The sequence below is a fragment of the Paenibacillus sp. FSL R7-0273 genome (assembly GCF_000758625.1).
In the GTDB taxonomy this organism is placed as follows: domain Bacteria; phylum Bacillota; class Bacilli; order Paenibacillales; family Paenibacillaceae; genus Paenibacillus_AQ.
Map to the genome: position 1 here is coordinate 4,379,038 of NZ_CP009283.1, position 18,564 is coordinate 4,397,601.

Here is an 18,564-nt window from a genome sequence, read left to right on the forward strand (position 1 = left end):
TTTATGAAGAATAACCCAGCAGCTCTTTGGCCGTCCCCGCATCCTTAGCAATCTGCGAGATCAGCGCATCAATCGACTCAAACTTCCGTTCCGGACGGATGAAGGCTTCGAGCTCAACCTTCAGCTCCTGCCCGTAGATGTCAGAGGCAAAATCAAACAGATGCACTTCAAAGCTCGGCGCTGCCATTCCGTCATGAAAGGTAGGCTTAACGCCGACATTCATAACTCCGTACAGAGTCTCCTCTTCATAATAGACCTTTACAGCATAGACTCCCTTAGCCGGAATCACATAACGGTCCTCAAGCTGAAGATTGGCTGTCGGAAACCCGATGGTCCGTCCGCGCTTCTCGCCATGGCCGACGACCCCGCGCAGATGATAACAACGCCCGAACCAGCTGTTCGCCAGGGCCAGATCACCGCTCTGCAGGCTTCTGCGGATTCCTGAGCTGCTAACCTTCTCCCCTTCAAGCAGGAACGGAGGTACGGTTTCCACCCCCATTATTCCCTGCCCGAGTTCGCGCAGCATATCCGCATCGCCTTCGCCCAGATAACCGAAGCGGAAATCAAATCCGACTACGGCAGTTACAATCTGCAGCGGCAATAGCATGACGGACACAAAATCCTGCGGACTTACCCGGGAAAGCTGCTCATTAAATTCTATTATATACAAAATATCGACGCCCAAACCTGCCAGGATCTCCTGCTTGTCCTTCGGCGGGGTCAAATATCCATCATAATCGCCTTTGCCCATAACATCCTTGGGATGGGGATGAAAGGTCATTACTGCAGCCGGCACACCTTGCCGCCGGGCCAGCGTTACAGCGGATGTAATGACGCTGGCATGCCCGCGGTGCAGACCGTCGAACTGTCCCAGGGCGGCTACCTGCGGCTGTGCCCACAAAGCTGCCGTCTCCGGCGGTATTGGATAGCTTAAGGTTACGGTTCTCACGCTGTTTCTCACCTACAATTCACAGATAAAATTAATAATTAGCGCTGGGCGAATACTTTGACTGGAGCGATGGCCCCTGTCTCATCCAGCTTGTATATGCCGAGGAATTCGCCTTCACTGTCGTACAGCCGAAAATCACCGCTGTCCGTAACGCTTGGAGCAACATAACGGACCGAAAGGCGCTGTCCCTGCAGGGCAGCCTTCTTCTTCTCTTCGATCACTGTATGCCGCGGCAGGTGAGCGATGGCCTCATCTGCTGCAATCAGATGTGATTCCAGTGTTCCGGCTTCCTTGTACTCCGCGATCTGTTCGAGCGTCAGGCAGTGGCTGGCAGAAATTCCGGCAGACATTGTACGTGTAAGCTCCACCATGACACCCGGAAGCCCGAGCGCACGGCCGATATCCACGCAAAGCGTACGGATATAGGTACCTTTGGAGCAAAGCACACGGAAGGTAATATCGGGATAATTAGCGTTCCAGACCATATCCTTCATTTCAATCTCATAAATTTCCACTTCACGGCTCTTGCGCTCCACCGTCTTGCCTTCTCTGGCCAGCTCATACAGACGCTTGCCGTCAACCTTAACAGCCGAGTACATTGGAGGCACCTGTGAAATAACTCCTTTGAACGATTCCAGTACAGTCAGCACTTCGGCCTCGGTAACCCGGACCTCATCCACCGCTTCTGTAATCGTTCCTGTCATATCCTCGGTATCGCTCGACAGCCCCAGACGCAGTGTAGCTACATATTCCTTGGGAAGCTCCTGTATGTACTCCACTACCCGGGTGGCCCGTCCAAGACATAGCGGCAGGACCCCGGTCACTTGGGGATCAAGTGTACCGGTGTGGCCAATCCGCTTCATACCAAGAATACGCCGTGCTTTGGCGACCACATCATGGGATGTGAAACCAGCAGGCTTTAAGACTGCAAGTACACCTGTAAGCTCACTCATAGATGTCGTCTGACCTCCTGAAGTACCAGTGCAACCGCTTCGTCCAGTGTTCCGTCGATACGCGCCCCGGCTGCCCGGGTATGTCCGCCCCCGCCGAATACCTGGGCCAGCGCAGCCACATCCACCTTACCGGCAGAACGCAGGCTTGCCTTGACCGCGTGCTCATTGATCACCTTGAACAGGATGCCTACCTCTACACCGCGGATGTTCCGGGGATAATTCACGATGCCTTCCAGATCTTCATTTGCCGCTCCGCAATCAATCATATCCTGAGGAGTAACATACAGCCAGGCAATATCCCCTTCGGGGGATAGCTGCAGGGTGTTTAGTGCGCGGTTAAGCACCTTCACCTGGGCCAGCGTCATTTCTTCCAGCAGATTTTCGGCCAGTTCAGGACCATTGACGCCCATTGCCAGCAGCTCCGAAACCGCCGCCATTACCTTCGGTGAAGTATTCGTGTAGCGGAAGCCCCCGGTATCTGTCAGCAGCCCGGTATAAATCGCTGTGGCAATATCAAGGTCCCATTCCACCTGAAACGTCTTCAGCAGGTCGAACAAAATTTCTGCAGTCGCAGCAGCATCCGGCTTAATCAGCTTAATGAAGCCGTAACCGTTATTCGTTGGATGATGATCAATATTCACGATGACCGCATCGCTGGCGAAGTGGCGCTGGGTAAGTCCCACACGCTGAAAATCTGCACAGTCGACGCAAATGATATTGCTGTACTGACGGGAAAGCTCACCTTCCGCCAGGTTTACGATTTCACCGGCATGCCATAAATATTCCATCCGCTTCGGGATCGGACCTTCATTCAGCATAGTGTATTTTTTGCCCAGACATGAGAGAAGCCAGCCCACCGCAAGGGTGGAGCTGACTGCATCTCCGTCCGGCTGAACATGCGACACTACAAGATAATCGTCGTGTTCCAGCAGAAACTCACGGGTCTGCTGGAGACTGTGTTCATAGCTCTGCATTCGCCGTCTCCTTTTATGTTTCCTAGCTCTCTTCGTGCTTAATTTCGCCCAGCAGCTTCTCGATATGACTTCCGTATGCAACGGATTCGTCAAACTTGAAGATCAGCTCCGGCGTATGGCGCAGGCGGATTGCCTTGCCAAGCTCAGAGCGGAGAAAGCCGTTGGCCTTCTCAATCGCTTTGAGCGAGGCATTCTGCTGCTCCGCATCGCCGAACACGCTCAGGTATACCTTGGCCTGCGACAGATCGTTTGTCACGTCTACGCCGGTTACTGTAACAAACCCTACACGCGGGTCTTTCAGACCGCTCTGGATGAGCTGGCTCAGCTCTTTCTTGATCTGCTCGCCAACACGTCCTGCTCTGATTTTAGACATCTATATCACCTCTTTGCTTAGCGCTCTACCTTTTCCATGATGAACGCTTCGATAACGTCCCCCTCTTGGAGGTCATTATAGCGTTCCAAAGTTATGCCGCATTCATAACCCTGCGCCACTTCTTTTGCATCATCCTTGAAGCGCTTCAAGGTATCGATCTTGCCTTCGAAGACGACAATTCCGCCGCGGACCAGGCGCATTTCGGCATTGCGGGTAATTTTGCCGTCTGTAACCATACAGCCTGCAACACTGCCCACTTTGCTGATTTTGAAGACGTTGCGCACTTCAGCGTGGCCGATAATATTTTCTTTGAAGACCGGATCAAGCATGCCCTTCATGGCACTTTCGATCTCTTCAATTACGTTATAGATGATGTTGTGCAGACGCACATCAACCTTTTCCTGCTCAGCAGCAGCTTTGGTCTGTGCATCCGGACGAACGTTGAAGCCGATTACGATGGCATTGGATGCAGCAGCCAGTGTAATATCGGATTCTGTAATGGCGCCGGCACCGCTATGAATGATTTTCACGCGCACGCCTTCAACCTCGATCTTCGCCAGGGAGCCCTTGAGCGCCTCTACCGAACCCTGTACGTCAGCCTTGATGATAACGTTCAGGTCTTTGATCTCGCCGTCCTTGATGTGCTTGAACAGATCATCCAGAGTTACACGGGTGTTCGTGTTCAGCTCAGATTGGCGCTGGGTGATGGAACGTCTGTCTGCAATCGCACGGGCTTTACGCTCGTCTTCAAAGGCCATGAACGGATCGCCCGCCTGCGGCACTTCAGTCAGACCGGTAATTTCCACCGGAGTGGAAGGTCCCGCTTCCTTGATTTTGCGTCCCTTGTCATTCACCATGGCACGGACACGTCCGAAGCAGTTACCTGCTACAAAAGCGTCTCCTACCTTCAGCGTACCGTTCTGCACGAGGATACGGGCAACCGGTCCGCGGTTCTTGTCAAGCTCAGCTTCTATAACTGTACCGCGTGCCCGTTTGTCAGGGTTCGCTTTGTACTCGTTAACTTCCGCTACGAGCAGAATCATTTCCAGCAGCTCTTCCAGGTTAATGCGCTGTTTAGCGGACAGGTTAACGAAGATTGTATCTCCGCCCCACTCTTCCGGTACCAGCTCATAGTTGGTAAGCTCCTGCTTAACACGGTCTGGGTCTGCACCCGGCTTGTCGATCTTGTTAACAGCAACAATGATCGGAAGTCCGGCAGCCTTCGCGTGGTTAATCGCTTCTACCGTCTGCGGCATTACGCCGTCATCAGCAGCTACGACGATGATGGTCATATCTGTTACTTGGGCACCGCGGGCACGCATGGCAGTAAACGCTTCGTGACCCGGAGTATCCAGGAACGTAATTTTCTTGTGATTGATTTCGACCTGATACGCACCGATGTGCTGGGTAATACCGCCAGCTTCGCCGCCGGTTACGTTGGTCGAACGGATGGCATCCAGCAATGTTGTTTTACCGTGGTCAACGTGACCCATGATCGTAACAACCGGCGGACGTGTCATCAATTCCTCGTCGGAATCGTTCTCTTCCACCGTTTCGAAGCTGTCTTCATCAACAGGAATCTTCACTTCTACTTCTACACCGAATTCACCGGCCAGCAGCAGAATGGTGTCGATATCAAGCTCCTGGTTGATGGTCGCCATAACGCCCATCAGGATCAGCTTCTTGATAACTTCAGAAGCATCCTTATGGAGCAGCTTGGCTGTTTCGCCGACAGTCATGCTGCCGCGGACAATGATCTTCTTCGGGGTGTTGTCAATCTTCTCACGGTGTACCATTGGCTGGTTCCGGCCGCCACGGTTGTTCTTGCCGTTACCGCGGCCGCGGTAATTGCCGCCTCTGCCGTCTTCAAACCGTTTTTGACCGCTGTTATTATTCGGTCTGTTACCCGTAGTGTTCTTCTTCGGGCCTCTGTCGCCGCCACGGGAGAAATCTCCTCCGCCGCCTTGTCCTTGCGGACGGCTGTCTGTACGCGGAGCACTGCTGCCCTGCCCTTGCGGACGATTGCCGCCAGTGGAGCCGCCCTGCGGACGGTTGCCGCCAGTGGAGCTGCCCTGCGGACGATTGCCGCCGGCGGAGCTGCCCTGCGGACGGTTGCCGCCGGTCGAGCCGCCCTGTGGACGGTTGCCGCCGGTGGAGCTGCCCTGCGGGCGGTTGCCGCCAGTGGAGCTGCCCTGCGGACGGTTACCGCCGGTGGAGCTGCCCTGCGGACGGTTACCGCCAGTGGAGCTGCCCTGCGGACGGTTACCGCCGGTCGAGCTGCCCTGAGGGCGGGAATTCTGGGTGGAGCCTGAGTTCGTTCTGCGGGAATCTTGTCCGCTTTGGGGCCTGGACGACGTTGTCGATTGGTTGTTGTTTTGGTTACTGTTCATACCTACCTGCTTTTCCGGTTGATTTTTGTTGGCATTCTGAGCACTCTGGGGTTCGGCGGTTACCGTACCGGTTGATACCGGACGGCTGCTGGTGCCGGTGTCCCGCTTGGCTGCAGCGTTCGATTTAATGTCCTTAAAGAATTGCTCCACTTTATTTACGGAGCCGTCCTCCATCACACTCATATGATTATTCACAGGAACATTCAAACGCTTCAGAATTGTAATAATTTCTTTACTGCTCATATTCAGAGATTTCGCGTACTCATACACGCGCAGTTTATCCTTATTGTCTTCTTTAGTCAATAACTCCACCTCCGACAGTATCTCCAAGCGTTCTGGAGATCATTTCCGCGAATCCTTTATCCGTAACGGCCAGCACAACGCGCTGGTCTTTACCAATACTTGCACCGAGTTCATCCCGGTGAAATGCGATTACTAGTGGAATATCGTAGGTTCCGCACTTATCACGGAACTTTTTTTGGGTATTATCTGAAGCGTCACCTGCCAGGACGACCAGCTTCGCCTCTGAAGACCGCACTGCTTTGAGTACAGCCTCATCTCCGGTGACAATCTTGCCTGCTCTCATCGCAAGCCCTAAATAAGAAAGGGTTTTACTCATTGTCCTCACTATCCTTTGCTGCTAGAAATTCGTCCTCTACGGATGCAAAATCCCTGGCCAGCTGGGCGTAGATTTCAGGACTCACCTGACATTTTAATGCACGGTCAAGTGCTTTGTTCTTTTGTGCCAGCTTAAAGCATTCCAGTTTGCCGCAGATGTAAGCGCCCCGGCCTGACTTCTTGCCCGTCAGATCGATCATTACTTCACCGTCCGGTGTACGAACCACACGAATCAGCTCTTTCTTAGGCATCATCTCCTGGCTTGCAACACATTTGCGCAGCGGAACCTTCTTTTGCTTCACTCTAATCAACTCCCGTCAGTCAACAGCCAAATTAATCGATGGAGACGGAATCCTGATGCATTTCATCGCTAAACGTTTTCGGTCTGCCATACTCCTGCTCCGCCTGCGTCTCGCTCTTGATGTCAATCTTCCAGCCGGTCAGCTTGGCGGCAAGACGGGCATTCTGCCCCTTGATGCCGATAGCCAGCGACAGCTGATAGTCCGGCACAATTACACGGGCCATCTTCTCAGCTTCAAACACCTGAACCTCAAGCACCTTGGACGGGCTGAGCGCATTGGCCACATATTCCTGCACCGCATCGGAGTAACGCACAATGTCGATCTTCTCGCCGCGCAACTCAGTTACGATAGTCTGCACACGTGTACCTCTTGGGCCTACGCAGGAGCCGACCGGATCTACCTCTTCGTTGCGGGAAAACACTGCAATCTTGGAACGGAAGCCTGCTTCGCGGGCAACAGAACGAATCTCAACGACACCGTCGAAAATTTCAGGAACCTCAAGCTCGAACAGACGCTTCAAAAGGCCCGGATGGCTGCGGGACAGCATAATTTGGGGACCCTTAGTCGTGTTCTCCACCTTGGTAATATACGCCTTGATCCGCTCGCTCTGCTTGAACTTCTCACCAGGCATCAGCTCGCTGAGCGGCAGCACCGCTTCGATTTTGCCGAGGTCGACGTAAATGTTGCGCATATCCTGGCGCTGCACAAGACCGGTAACAATATCATCTTCCTTATCAATAAAAGCGTTATAGATAAGTCCCCGTTCCGCTTCACGGATACGCTGGGTTACGACCTGCTTGGCGGTTTGTGCGGCAATGCGTCCGAAATCGCGCGGTGTTACTTCAAGCTCGGCGATGTCTTCCAGCTGGAAATGCGGGTTGATTTCTCTTGCGGCAGGCAAGGCAATTTCAGTTCTGGCGTCGAGAACCTCCTCGACAACCAGCTTGCGGGCAAATACTTTGATAACGCCTGTGTTGCGGTTCATATCCACACGCACGTTCTGCGCCGCATTGAAATTACGTTTATAGCTGGAGATCAGCGCAGCTTCGATGGCTTCAAACAGCACATCCTTACTGATGCCTTTCTCCCTTTCCAGTTCATTCATAGCTTCAATAAAATCCATACTCATGAAATTCCGGTCCCCCTTTCAAAACATTAAAAAATAATGGCCAATCTCGCGCTGGCGACTTTGGCATACGGCACAACATGTTCTTTTTTGCCCGCGGAGATGAGCAGTTCCTCATTCTCGAACGAGATCAAACGGCCCTCGAATTCCTTAAGGCCCTGAATCGGCTCATAAACCGTTACATATACGTCTTTACCCACGGCTTTGGCTACATCCGCCGCTTTTTTGAGCGGACGTTCAGCTCCCGGCGAGGAAACCTCCAGGAAATAAGCCTCAGGAATCGGATCATTCTCATCAAGCTTTGAGCTGAAATATTCGCTGATGACACCGCAGTCATCGATATCAATGCCGCCCTCTTTATCTACGAATATGCGCAAAAACCAATTGGAACCTTCCTTGACGTATTCAACGTCCACCAGTTCGAAGCCATTGTCCTCAAGATAGGACCCGAGCATCTGCTCTACCGTTTGTTTGATTTTGGATTTGGGTGTGCTCAAAAGAAAATTACCTCCACGAACTTGTCTTTTGCTATATACCAAAGATAAAGAGTGGGTTTCCCCACTCTTTACACAACGGACTTATCTCATTATTACCAAGAAAAATTATACCATAGTGCATCTGCACTGACAAGTGCCAGCCCTTGACTAGCTGTTTGAGCGCATCTGCTGAGCTGTTTAGAATAATGATAGCTGATTGCTCTCCGGCAGGCCGCGGAAGCAGCCCATGCCTGTCAGCAGCTCAATTACGGTCTTGCTTGCTTTGGATTTCTGCTGGAAATCCTCAATGGACAGGAACTCGCCCGCATCCTTCGCGGCAGCAATATTGATCGCCGCATTTTCGCCGATTCCGGCAAGCGCAGAGAATGGCGGAATCAGGCTTTTGCCATCCACAGTGAAGCGGTTGGCATCGGAACGGTACAGATCGATATTCATAAAGGTGAAGCCGCGGGCCGTCATCTCAAGCGCCATCTCCAGCACCGGCAGCATGGCTTTTTCTTTTGGCAGCGCCTGGAAGCCCTTGGCTTCAATCTCACTGATCTGACGGTTAATCGCTTCATAGCCCTTGCAGCAGAGCTCAATGTCAAAATCGGCTGCGCGTACCGAGAAGTATGTCGCATAATATTCAATCGGATGATACAGCTTAAAATAGGCTGTGCGCACCGCGGAAATAACATATGCGGCGGCATGCGCCTTCGGGAACATGTACTGGATCTTCAGACAAGAATCAATGTACCATTGCGGCACCTTGCACTTCTTCATTTCGTCGATCCATTCAGGAGGCAGCCCCTTACCTTTACGCACACTTTCCGTAATTTTAAAAGCAAGGCTGGCATCCATGCCCGCCTTATAGATCAGATACAGCATAATATCGTCACGGCAGCCGATTACGGTCTTGATGTTGCAGGTGTTGTTCTTGATCAGCTCCTGTGCGTTGCCCAGCCAGACGCCGGTACCGTGGGAGAGTCCGGAAATCTGCAGTAAGTCGGCGAAACTGGACGGCTTCGACTCGATCAGCATCTGACGGACGAATTTGGTACCCATTTCCGGTACCCCATAGGTAGCTACAGGGGTCCGAATCTGTTCCGGGCGGACACCAAGCGCCTCAGTTGAGTTGAACATGCTCATAACCTTCGGATCGTTCATCGGAATGGTGGTCGGGTCGACTCCGGTCAGATCCTGCAGCATGCGCATCATGGTCGGATCATCGTGGCCCAGAATATCAAGCTTCAGCAGGTTGGCATCAAAGGCATGATAGTCAAAGTGTGTTGTTTTCCACTCTGCTGTAACATCATCCGCCGGGAACTGGACTGGAGTAATATCTTCAATCTCCATATAATCCGGCAGCACGACAATCCCGCCGGGGTGCTGTCCGGTACTGCGCTTAACGCCAGTACAGCCGGCGGCCAGACGGTTGACTTCGGCGCCCCGCCAGCGCTTCTGATGATGCTCCTCATATTTCTTGGTGAATCCGAAGGCGGTCTTCTCCGCTACTGTACCGATCGTTCCTGCACGGAAGACGTTATCCGGCCCGAACATCGTTTTGGTAAAGTTATGGGCATTAGGCTGATATTCCCCCGAAAAGTTAAGGTCGATATCGGGAACCTTATCCCCTTTGAAACCCAGGAAGGTCTCAAACGGAATATCCTGCCCCTCGCCCTTCAGCCTGCCGCCGCAATCCGGACAGGTCTTGTCAGGCAGGTCAAAACCGCTCGGTATACTGCCATCCAGAAACCATTCATTGTGCTTGCATTCCGGATTCAGGCAAATGTAATGGGCCGGCAGCGGGTTAACCTCGGAGATGCCGAGGAAGGTCGCGACTACAGACGAGCCGACCGAGCCACGGGAGCCTACGAGATATCCGTCCTGGTTAGACTTTTTAACAAGCCGCTCCGAGATCAGATAGTTGGCGGAGAAGCCAAATTTGATAATAGGTGCAAGCTCTTTTTCCAGACGGGCCACTACAACCTCCGGGAGCTCCTCACCATAAATTGACTTGGCTGTGTTATAGCAGGTGCTGCGGATTTCGTCGTCCGCTCCTTCAATATTCGGTGTAAACAGCTCACTCGGGAACAAGTCGTATTCCTCAAAACGGCCGGCAAGCTCTACGGTGTTCGTGACAACAACCTCCATCGCTTTTTCCGTGCCCAGGAATTCAAACTCTGTCAGCATCTCATCCGTTGTCCGGAAATGGGCGTCCGGCTTGACCTGATCCTTCAGCGGGCTGAACCCGGTAATCCCGTGGATCGTGATATCGCGGAACAGCTTTTGGCGCGGCTCCAGATAATGCACATTGCCCGTGGCAATAACCGGCTTGTTCATCTGTTCGCCGATCTCGCAGATTTTGCGCACAACATCCCTTAAATCTTCAGCGGTTGCAACAAAACCCTTATCCACAAGATGCATATACATCGTCAGCGGCTGGATTTCCAGAACATCATAGAACTGGGCAACCTCCATCGCTTCCTCAACCGTCTTGTTAAGCACCGTCTCAAAAAACTCTCCGCGCTCACAGCCGGAAATAACGATCAGCCCGTCGCGGTACTGCTCAAGCTTCGATTTCGGGATGCACGGCACGCGCTTGAAGTACTCCGTATGGCTCATCGAGATCAGCTTGTACAGATTCTTTTTGCCGGTCGGATTAAGGGCATAGATTCCGCAGTGGAACGGCCGGACGTTGGACAAATCATTGCCGACATAGTCGTTCAAGCGCTCCAGCCGGGTCAGATTCTTCAGCTTCTCGGCATCGTTCAGGAGACCGGTCAGGATGCCCCCGAGCGCAATCGTATCATCAACCGCGCGGTGATGGCTTTCCAGCAGCACCTTATATTTATCCGCCAACGTATTCAGCCGGTGATTCTTCATGCTCGGATACAGCAGCCGCGCAAGCTCCAGCGTGTCGAGCGACGGGTTCGGCAGCTCAGGCTGGCCCAGCTTACGCAGGGATGCCTGAATAAAGCCCATATCAAACCGCGCATTATGGGCAACCAGAACAGCATCGCCTATAAATTCGACGAACTCCTTCAGCACCGGCTCCAGGTCAGGAGCATCCTTAACCATTTCATCGGTAATGTTGGTCAGCTGCTGGATGTGGTACGGGATTTTTTCATGCGGATTGACGAAGGTTGTATAACGGCCGATCTCCTTGCCCTCGCACATTTTAATGGCGGCAAGCTCAGTAATATTATTGCGTGTGATGGACAAACCGGTGGTCTCGATATCGAATACGACATAGGTTGCTGTCTTGAGATCCATCGGCTGTGCATTTTCCACAATATTAACCGCATCGTTGACGACGTTGGCTTCCACACCGTAGAGCATTTTGATTTTATGCTTATGGACTGCATGGTTGGCTTCCGGAAAACTCTGCACGTTACCGTGATCAGAGACTGCAATTGCCGGGTGGCCCCATTTGGCGGCCGTTTTGATGTACTCACCGATCGGCGTGACGGCATCCATTGTGCTCATTGTTGTGTGCAGGTGGAATTCGACCCGTTTTTGCTTGGCATTATCCTTGCGGGCCGGCGGTGCGTTTACCTCGGACAGATCCGATGGAATCATTACCAGCTCAGGAATCTGCATGAACCGGTCGTATTCAACCTTGCCGCGCGCTCTAACCCACTTGCCGTTGGCCAGCTGGCTCATAATTTTCAGGTCTTCCTTGGTTTTGGCGAACATTTTTATCTGCAGGGAATCCGTAAAATCCGTTATAAAGTAGGTGAACAGGGTATTGCCGTTGCGCAGCTCTTTGCTCTCCAGGCCAAAAATCGTACCCTGAATCGTAATTTTCTTCTCCTCATCCTGTATCTGCAGAATCGGTGTAGCCTGCTCCTTGATTTCATAGCCGACCTGAAGCTTGATTACCTCACCCGGATCGGCTTCTTCCTCCGGCTCTTCCGGTTCGCTGCTGTTCATCATCATCATTTCAACGATTTCGCGCTGCTCCTGCTGCAGCTTCTGCTGGAATTCCTCATAGGCATCCGCTTTACTGCTCTCATTCTCGGCAATCTGCAGCTTGACCTTCAGCTCCAGCCCGAAATATTTATCGTAAAATTTGATAATGGCGCCTTCGATTCCCTTTTTGCGGGCCAGCTCCAGTGACATCTTGTCATTCAGGCTAAGCACAAGCGTACTGTCCTGAAGCTCCTGCGCAGACCGGGTCAGCCAGCCGTTAACCGAAGGAATTTCCCGCTGCGCCCACTCCAGAAACAGTCCCCAGTACTCCTGTACAACCCCTTGCCTGTCAACCTTCTCCTCATCATATAAAAACAGGAAGCTAACCTTGGCAATATGCTGCAGCTTCTCACGCATTCTCAAACAAAATGTCCGGTACATCTGTGCCGGAACAAGACTATCCTTGGATATGACAATATGCCAGTCCTTATTACCCCGGCTGATCTCTACCCGCTCAATCTGTCCGTCCAAAAAATAGGGATCAATCAGCGCAGGCGGAATTTCCCCCTGCTTCATCAGGAGCTCGAACCTTTTTCTTCTCTCCGCGTTCTGTTCCATGCTTCCCCCACCTGCTTACGCAATAATAATGATAAAAAGCTTCCGGGTCGACAAAGTGTTGGGTTCTTTCGGACCGCCGACTCCTCTCGCCAGAAGCTGCATTCAGATACTGTCTATTATACTTGTTTCCTGCTTAATAGGCTTTGGCAAAAACAACCGTATGCTTGGCCGGCTTACCGCAGCAGATACAGGTGGTCTTCTGTTCTGCCGGATTAAACGGAATATTGCGGCTGCCCGCACCCGTTACTTCTTTTACCTTATCCTCGCATTCCTCGGTTCCGCACCAGCCTGCCAGGGCAAAGCCGCGCTTCTCCTCCATCGAGGCCTTCATTTCTTCAAGCGTATCCGCAGAATAGAAGTGATCCTCGCGGAATTTCAGCGCACGCTCGAACATTTCGTTATGCACCTGCTCCAGCATGGCTTGAACCTCTGCTACAAGATTGTCCTGCTGAATTACCTTCTTCTCGCCGGTCACACGGGAAACAAGCACGCAGACGCCGTTTTCCATATCACGCGGTCCCAGCTCAAGACGCACAGGCACTCCGCGCATTTCATATTCATTGAACTTCCAGCCTGGTGTCAGATCCGCGCGGTCGTCTACACGCACACGCACCCCGGCATCCTTCAGCTGCTTGAACAGCTCGTCCGTCCGGCCGATTACGGCTTCACGGGTCTTAGGCGGTCCAATCGGAATCATGATAACCTGAGTCGGAGCAACCTTAGGCGGAAGCGCAAGTCCGCGGTCATCCCCGTGAACCATGATCAGCGAGCCGATCAGGCGGGTAGTAGATCCCCACGAAGTAGTATGCACGTGCTCCAGTACATTCTCGCGGCTTAGATACTGAATTTCAAATGCTTCCGCGAACTTGGTTCCAAGATAATGGGAAGTGGCGGCCTGAACAGCCCGTCCATCCTTCATCATCGCTTCAATGGAGTAAGTGTCCACTGCACCGGCAAACCGCTCTGAAGGCGTCTTCTGGCCGGTAACAACCGGAATCGCCAGGAAGGTCTCCACGAAATCACGGTAGTTCTCCAGCATCCGCATGGTTTCTTCCCTAGCTTCGGTTTCATTCTCATGCGCCGTATGGCCTTCCTGCCACAGGAACTCTGTAGTCCGGATGAACGGCAGCGTGCGTTTTTCCCAGCGTACCACATTCGCCCACTGGTTGATCAGCACCGGCAGGTCACGATAGGACTGGATCCATTTGGAGTACATGTGCCCGAACATGGTTTCCGAGGTCGGACGGACAGCCAGACGTTCCTCCAGCACATCTCCGCCGGCCTCAGTTACCCACGGCAGCTCCGGATTGAAGCCTTCGATATGATCCTTTTCCTTCTGGAAAAAGCTCTCCGGAATGAACACAGGGAAGTAGGCGTTACGGTGTCCGGTCGCTTTGAGGCGGCGGTTCATTTCCTCCTGGATATGCTCCCAGATTTCGTAGCCCTCCGGTTTGAATACGATACAGCCGCGGACCGGCGAATAATCCATCAGATCCGCTTTTTTGATTACATCAATATACCAGCGCGAGAAATCCTCGCTTTGCGGCGTTATTTCCGTAACGAACTGCTTATCTTTAGCCATGTCATGAAATCCTCCTAAATTATCCGGCAACATGCAGCCCGGCTCCTTAGCCGTCCGGCCGTCATTTGCGGTTCCGCCATAAATCAGCCTGTAATCAGGCGCAATATATCATTATAGGTTACAACGATTACAACCAGGAACAGCAGGGCGAAGCCGACAAAATGGACCATCCCCTCACGGTTCGGATCCACCGGCTTGCCGCGCAGCGCTTCGACACCCAGGAAGACCAGACGGCTTCCGTCCAGCGCCGGAACGGGCAGCAGATTAAAGATCCCGAGGTACAGGCTGAGAATGGCCGCCCAGTAAGTGAGATATTCTATGCCCTGCTGGGCAATTCTTCCCGTCATCTGGGCCGTGCCTACAGGACCGGAAACATCATCCAGGCTGAAGTTGTTGATCAGCTGCTTAAATCCGGTAAAGATCAGTTCAGTTGTAGTAACCATGGCTGTGCCTGATTTGGTAATCGTCTCGCCAAAGCCGGCTTTGCGTGTCTCTACATCCCGTGTGACCCCTACTTTGCCCCCTTCTTGCCCTTCCATTGTCCGGGGAATCATCGTGACTTCATAGGTTTCACTCCCGCGCTGCAGCACCCAGTCCATCTCTTTGCCCTGGGAAGCCGAGGTCAGGTTAATCATTTTCATATAATCTCCGCCGATTTGCTCACCGTTAACAGAGACTACGATATCCCCCACCTGTAAACCGGCCTCTTCTGCCGGCATGCCTGCAGATATTTCACCGATTCTGACCACGGTAGGATTCTCGATTGGAATGCCTGCAAGCTGCAGATGCAGCGCAAACAGCACAAACGCCAGAATGAAGTTCATTACCGGTCCGGCTACGATAGCCAAGGCACGCTGTCCGACGGTTTTGCTGCCGAACTGACGGTCTTTAGGGGCAATTTGGGTCTGCTGTCCGCCTTTGATCATCATCGCCTGCGGATGCACGTCATAGGTAGTAACCTCGCCGTCTACATCGAGACGGATTTTGAGCTCATCCTCAAGATCGGTAAACTGCGCTTCTCCGCGGATTACATTTCTGCGGGTGTCCAGCGAATCAAGATAGATATTCTTGACCTTGTTGTCCTGCCCGAGCCTGACCGCAATCATCTGCCCCTGGCCGATTTCAACAATTTCAGGATCCTCCCCTGCCATCCGCGCATAGCCGCCAAAAGGCAGCAGCCGGAGCGTGAACTGGGTTTCACCGCGTCTATAAGAAAACAGTTTCGGGCCGAAACCGATAGCAAATTCACGTACAAGAATACCGGCGCGTCTGGCGAAGTAATAATGTCCCCATTCATGGACAGTCACCAGAACAAAAAACATAAGCACCGTTAAAAAAACGACCCTTACCATTTCCATCCGTAACATTCCCCCTTTAGGTGTAAGACCGAAGTATGTCCTCTTAATTTATCATTATTCCAAGGTCCGGCACAAGAGAATCAACAGTCTCAGCCTATTTTTACAGGGCAACGTAGAATCCCCCGCTCCGCTTAAGCTTTTACGCCTTACCGGCGTTTAGAGCTTAGCTGCAATTCCCCGGGTTACTGTATCGCAATGCTCAATCTGCTGCAGATCCGGCCTGTCCACATTCACATGCCGCTGCAGTACCTCGTCAATGATCTCTTCAATGTGTAAAAAGGAAATTTCACGGCGCAGGAAGCGGGCCACCGCCACCTCATTCGCCGCATTATACGCGGTGGTTGCCGTCCCGCCGGCCTTGCCGCATTCCATTGCCAGCTTAAGCAGCGGATACCGGACATAATCCATTTCACGGAAGGTCAGGCGGCCGATTTCGGCGAGTGACAGCCGGGAAGCCGGTGAAGGCCAGCGGTCCGGATAAGTAAGGGCATACTGAATCGGTACACGCATATCCGGGCTGCCCAGCTGGGCGATAATGCTGCTGTCACAAAATTCCACATAGGAATGTATAATACTCTCCGGATGCAGTAATACATTAATCTGCTCATACGGAAGACCGAACAGCCAGTGGGCTTCAATAACCTCAAGGCCCTTGTTGACCATGGTAGCCGAGTCAATCGTAATCTTGGCTCCCATAGTCCAGTTGGGGTGACGCAGTGCATCTTCAACAGTAACATTGTCCAGCTGGTCACGGCTGTAATCCCGGAAAGAGCCCCCGGAAGCCGTAACTGTTATGGCAGCAATATCTGCGCGGTTCTCACCGTTCAGGCACTGAAAAATAGCGGAATGCTCGCTGTCAACCGGCAGGAGCTTCACTCCCTTACGGCCGGCCAGCTCTGTTACCAGATGGCCTGCAGTCACGAGCGTTTCTTTGTTGGCCAGCCCGATGTGGCGTCCGGCTTCAATTGCAGCAAGCGTGGACTCCAGGCCGATGCTGCCCACCAGCGCAGTTACAACCGTCTGGGCATCCCCTCCGGCTGCAATTTCCACCAGACCTTCATTACCGTAGTAAAGCTCGACATCCTTAGGCAGGCTGGACCGGATGGCATCCGCATGCTGCTTCGTAGAGACCGATACACGGCGCGGGTTAAAACGGCGGACCTGCTCCAGCAGCAGGTCCGTGTTGCCGCCCGCAGCCAGGCCGTCCACTATAAACTGCTCCGGATGCATGGCAACCACATCCAGTGTCTGTGTGCCTATGGAGCCGGTGGAGCCGAGAATGCTTATTCTTTTCACAGTTGTATCTTCTCCCTGTCGTTTAATAGTAAGGCATCAGCATTACGATATGTACGAAAGGAAATACGATAATCCAGCTGTCGCAGCGGTCAAGAATGCCACCATGACCAGGCAGCAGCGAGCCTGAATCCTTAATACCGTACACCCGTTTATAGGCAGACTGCACCAGATCACCAAGCTGGCCGAAAACAGCGGCAGACAAGCCGATCAGCAGTGCCTGTCCAATTGTCAGCAGATTAGGAGCGAACACAGCAAATATTACCGAGATGATCACGGAAATCGCCACACCGCCGAGCGCACCCTCAATGGTTTTGTTGGGGCTGATTGCCGGCCACAGCTTGTTTTTCCCGAAGCTTCTGCCGACAAAGTAAGCACCTGCGTCACTGCCCCAGATACAGCACAGCAGCAGCAGCGTCCAGAACAGCCCGTGACCGTCACCTGCAGCCCGGGCGGTACCCATATAGGAAAAACCCGTTCCTATGTATACAATTCCGGTAAATAATAGCGCTGTAAGCTTAATATCAAGTTTGTTTTTACTGAATACTGTTACCAGCAGGAAAACCAGCAATAATAGCCATACTCCCTGTTCCCATGACAGCCAGGCGGCAGCATCCAGCAATCCCCAGGGGATCATGAAGCCGATAATTGAAGCGTAACCAAGCAGGGCTGTGCCGCTAAAAGGAGCGAGCCCCGTCATTTTGACAAATTCATATAACCCTACAAGCGCCATGGCAGTCAGCAGGAGGTGATAGGACCAGCCCCCGATCGCACAAAGGCCCAAGAACAGCGCCCCGGCAACAATTCCGGTAATGAGTCGTTGCTTCAAAGCTTCTCATCTCCCATCAGGCTACTTCAATCCGCCATAACGGCGTGTACGGCGCTGATATTCGGCAACAGCCTGCATTAAATGCGTCTTGTCAAACTCAGGCCAGTATGCATCCGTGAACCAGAACTCACTGTACGCGACCTGCCAGAGCATAAAATTACTCAGCCGCATTTCTCCGCTGGTGCGGATCAGCAGATCCGGATCCGGCAAGCCGCCGGATAACAGCCTGCTGTCAATCAGCTCGGAGGTGATCTCCTCCGGCAACAGCTTGCCGGCCTTAATCTCATTACCAAGCTCACGCATACAGTCCTCAAGCTCTTTACGCCCGCCGTAATTCAGCGCGAAATTCAAGACAAGTCCGGTATTGTGCTTCGTCCGCTCAATAGCCTCTTCCATCGCTTTGCGGGTATGGGAAGGCAAGGCTTCACTGTCACCCATTACACGTACCTGCACATTTTTTTCAATCAGCTCATCCAGTTCAAGTGCAAGGAATTCCACGGGCAGCTTCATCAGGAAATCGACCTCATCCTTGGGCCGCTTCCAGTTCTCCGTTGAAAAAGCATACATCGTCAGGAATTCTACTCCCAGATCATCAGCAGCGATGGTAGCCCGCTTTACAGCCTTCATTCCGTTTTGATGACCGACAATGCGCGGAAGGCCGCGCCGTTTCGCCCAGCGTCCGTTCCCGTCCATAATAATTGCTATGTGCCGGGGAATATTGTCCGGGGAGATCTCAGCAGGCTGTTCCTCCTGCCTGTCATTACGGCTAAGCCATGCTTGAATCCGTTTGATCATTTCCGTTTCCTCC

General features: G+C 52.7%; 15 protein-coding genes. All 15 read right to left on the bottom strand.

Translation table 11 applies throughout. The features are described from left to right. Window position 1 precedes the first annotated feature (1 nt). On the bottom strand, window positions 2–949 hold the full coding sequence (locus R70723_RS18615) for a bifunctional riboflavin kinase/FAD synthetase (protein ID WP_039874180.1): 948 nt from the start codon (window positions 947–949) through the stop codon (window positions 2–4). 38 nt (window positions 950–987) lie between these two features. After that, window positions 988–1,902, bottom strand: a complete 915-nt coding sequence (truB, locus tag R70723_RS18620; protein ID WP_039874182.1) for a tRNA pseudouridine(55) synthase TruB — start codon at window positions 1,900–1,902, stop codon at window positions 988–990. Beyond that, window positions 1,899–2,876: a DHH family phosphoesterase gene (locus R70723_RS18625; RefSeq protein ID WP_039874185.1), complete on the bottom strand. Its 978-nt coding sequence runs from the start codon at window positions 2,874–2,876 to the stop codon at window positions 1,899–1,901. Before R70723_RS18625 ends, truB begins: the two co-directional genes overlap by 4 nt. A 22-nt stretch (window positions 2,877–2,898) precedes the next feature. Then, entirely contained in the window at window positions 2,899–3,249 is a 351-nt protein-coding gene (gene rbfA / locus R70723_RS18630) for a 30S ribosome-binding factor RbfA (RefSeq protein ID WP_039874187.1), read from the bottom strand. A 17-nt stretch (window positions 3,250–3,266) separates the two neighbouring features. Further along, window positions 3,267–5,942 carry a translation initiation factor IF-2 gene (gene infB / locus R70723_RS18635; protein ID WP_039874189.1) on the bottom strand — a complete coding sequence of 892 codons (2,676 nt, stop codon included), beginning with the start codon at window positions 5,940–5,942 and terminating at the stop codon, window positions 3,267–3,269. Beyond that, on the bottom strand, window positions 5,935–6,258 hold the full coding sequence (locus R70723_RS33795; protein WP_036724725.1) for a YlxQ family RNA-binding protein: 324 nt from the start codon (window positions 6,256–6,258) through the stop codon (window positions 5,935–5,937). The genes infB and R70723_RS33795 overlap by 8 nt, the downstream gene beginning before the upstream one ends. Continuing rightward, entirely contained in the window at window positions 6,251–6,559 is a 309-nt protein-coding gene (rnpM, locus tag R70723_RS18645) for an RNase P modulator RnpM (RefSeq protein ID WP_039874190.1), read from the bottom strand. Before rnpM ends, R70723_RS33795 begins: the two co-directional genes overlap by 8 nt. Window positions 6,560–6,590: 31 nt before the next feature. After that, window positions 6,591–7,688, bottom strand: a complete 1,098-nt coding sequence (gene nusA, locus R70723_RS18650; protein WP_039874194.1) for a transcription termination factor NusA — start codon at window positions 7,686–7,688, stop codon at window positions 6,591–6,593. 26 nt (window positions 7,689–7,714) lie between these two features. Next, window positions 7,715–8,182, bottom strand: coding sequence for a ribosome maturation factor RimP (gene rimP, locus R70723_RS18655; RefSeq protein ID WP_039874198.1), 468 nt, complete (start codon window positions 8,180–8,182; stop codon window positions 7,715–7,717). 177 nt (window positions 8,183–8,359) lie between these two features. After that, window positions 8,360–12,694, bottom strand: a complete 4,335-nt coding sequence (locus R70723_RS18660; protein ID WP_039874199.1) for a PolC-type DNA polymerase III — start codon at window positions 12,692–12,694, stop codon at window positions 8,360–8,362. 133 nt (window positions 12,695–12,827) lie between these two features. Further along, window positions 12,828–14,276, bottom strand: coding sequence for a proline--tRNA ligase (gene proS / locus R70723_RS18665; RefSeq protein WP_039874201.1), 1,449 nt, complete (start codon window positions 14,274–14,276; stop codon window positions 12,828–12,830). Window positions 14,277–14,359: 83 nt separating this feature from the next. Beyond that, window positions 14,360–15,634 carry an RIP metalloprotease RseP gene (gene rseP / locus R70723_RS18670; protein WP_039874202.1) on the bottom strand — a complete coding sequence of 425 codons (1,275 nt, stop codon included), beginning with the start codon at window positions 15,632–15,634 and terminating at the stop codon, window positions 14,360–14,362. Between the two features lie 156 nt (window positions 15,635–15,790). Beyond that, window positions 15,791–16,930, bottom strand: a complete 1,140-nt coding sequence (locus tag R70723_RS18675) for a 1-deoxy-D-xylulose-5-phosphate reductoisomerase (RefSeq protein ID WP_039874203.1) — start codon at window positions 16,928–16,930, stop codon at window positions 15,791–15,793. A 22-nt stretch (window positions 16,931–16,952) separates the two neighbouring features. Next, window positions 16,953–17,756: a phosphatidate cytidylyltransferase gene (locus tag R70723_RS18680; RefSeq protein WP_039874206.1), complete on the bottom strand. Its 804-nt coding sequence runs from the start codon at window positions 17,754–17,756 to the stop codon at window positions 16,953–16,955. Between the two features lie 21 nt (window positions 17,757–17,777). After that, window positions 17,778–18,551 carry an undecaprenyl pyrophosphate synthase gene (locus R70723_RS18685; protein ID WP_039874208.1) on the bottom strand — a complete coding sequence of 258 codons (774 nt, stop codon included), beginning with the start codon at window positions 18,549–18,551 and terminating at the stop codon, window positions 17,778–17,780. Between the last annotated feature and the right edge of the window lie 13 nt (window positions 18,552–18,564).